At 60.1% G+C, this 1,603-nt stretch carries 3 protein-coding genes; 1 reads left to right on the forward strand and 2 read right to left on the reverse strand.

The features are described from left to right. On the reverse strand, positions 1 to 752 hold a 752-nt coding region (locus BZF61_RS15460; RefSeq protein ID WP_086616887.1), incomplete at its 3' end, for an IS5 family transposase. Positions 753 to 891: 139 nt separating this feature from the next. Here BZF61_RS15460 and BZF61_RS15465 point away from each other — a divergent pair. Then, positions 892 to 1,152 (forward strand): hypothetical protein, encoded by a 261-nt coding sequence (locus BZF61_RS15465; protein WP_143737129.1) that lies wholly within the window; start codon positions 892 to 894, stop codon positions 1,150 to 1,152. A 110-nt stretch (positions 1,153 to 1,262) separates the two neighbouring features. Here BZF61_RS15465 and BZF61_RS15470 read toward each other — a convergent pair. Next, positions 1,263 to 1,603: transposase (locus tag BZF61_RS15470; RefSeq protein WP_143736936.1), on the reverse strand; the 341-nt coding region annotated here is incomplete at its 5' end.

The following is a 1,603-nucleotide window of genomic DNA, read 5'->3' on the forward strand; positions in this document are numbered from 1 at the left end:
AGGTCTGGCAGCCGCGCCCCGTCATGGGCGTTGGCCGCGCTGGCATCCCAGGTCCTGATCAGCCCATGCGCCCGGTCGATGCCGATGTGGTTCTTGTAGCCGAACATCGGGATGGCAAGATCGACCGGCTTGAACGCCGCAGGATCAGCACCCTCCTTCACCTTCGCCTTGGAGTATTTGACCGTCCAGCGCGCATCGCGGTCCTTCTGGCGGATCCTGGCGGGCTTCTCCTTCCAGCGCTCCGGGATCTTGCCCTCCTTTATCGCGGCCTTTTCCTCATCGCTATTGCGCTGCCTGGGCGCCGGCACCACGGTCGCATCGATGATCTGCCCGCCCATCGCCAGATAGCCGCGATCGGTCAGCACGGCATCGAAGCGCGCAAAGAGCTTGTCGATCGCCTTGGCCTTCACAAGCTGCTCACGAAACAGCCACACCGTGGTGGCATCAGGCACCTTGCCATCGAGCCCTAACCCCAGGAACCGCTGGAACGAGAGCCGGTCCTTGATCTGGAACTCTGCCGCCTCGTCCGAGAGCGAGTAGAGCGCCTGCAGCACCAGGATCTTGAACATCATCACCGGATCGAACGGCGGCCGGCCGCCTTTGCCACGATCGCTCCGCCTCAGCGCCACGATCAGCGGCCCGCGGAACACTTCAAAATCCACCACCCCCGCCAACCGCTCCAGCGGATCGCCCGCCGCGCTCAACGCCGCATACCGATCCGACAAATCAAAGAAACCCGGCTGACCAACCATCATCGCCTCCGCTCATCGCAGCGCAGAGTGAATCAGATCAGCGCATCAAAGGCGAGGGTTTTTCGAGGTGTCCATTTTGCCCACTTGGCTCGCGGAACACGCCGATCTCGCAAAGCGTCAGACCACAATTTTGACGCCTATGAAGAGCGTGACCGTCGACATGTCAAAAATCGGCATGAAGGTCTGCGCAGCATGTAACGACGAACATGCAAATCTAGAAGCGGATGCCAAGATCGCATTTCTTAAGCTCGAATCTTGCGAAGCGCTAAGTCCTCAGGAGGTAATCAACTTTTTGGATTGGCTGGATAAATTTAGAGTGGGGATCTGGCTTTGGTATCTTCAGCTATCAAAGGGCAGCCATAACATGGACACCTCGAAGAACCTGCTGTTTTCGGCCTGATGAGGGCGCGGATGGTCTGATCGCGGTCTTTTGTGCGTGAAGGCTGGCCTTTTCGGCCTGGTTTCCGCGGTTTTCGGGGCCTGAGTGCCGCTCAGCAGTCCGTTTTCGCGCTATGCAGGCGCACCTTGCCCCTCGAGCCAGGCGAGGCGCTGGAAGTTATAGGCAAGGTTGGCCATGCCGATCTTGATCCGGGCTCTGGCGATGCCGATGGTGCGGATGAACAGCCCCATGCGGTGCTTCTGACATGCGAACACGTGCTCGACCGCCGAGCGCACAGCGGAGCGCTTGGCATTGGCTCTGGCGATGTGTTTGGGCAGCGGCCGACGCGGCGTGCGCTTCTGGTGGATGTGGCTCTTGAACATGCCCCGCTCGAGGAACGCCTCGTTCTTCTTCGAGCGATAAGCGGTGTCCGCCCATACGCCCGAACCGGTATTCTGCTTGCTGATGAGGT

It is taken from the genome of Erythrobacter tepidarius (genome assembly GCF_002155695.1).
GTDB lineage: Bacteria > Pseudomonadota > Alphaproteobacteria > Sphingomonadales > Sphingomonadaceae > Erythrobacter > Erythrobacter tepidarius.

Coding starts and splice junctions, on each gene's coding strand:
- BZF61_RS15465 (WP_143737129.1), top strand. CDS start 892: ATGAAGAGCGTGACCGTCGACATGTCAAAAATCGGCATGAAGGTCTGC.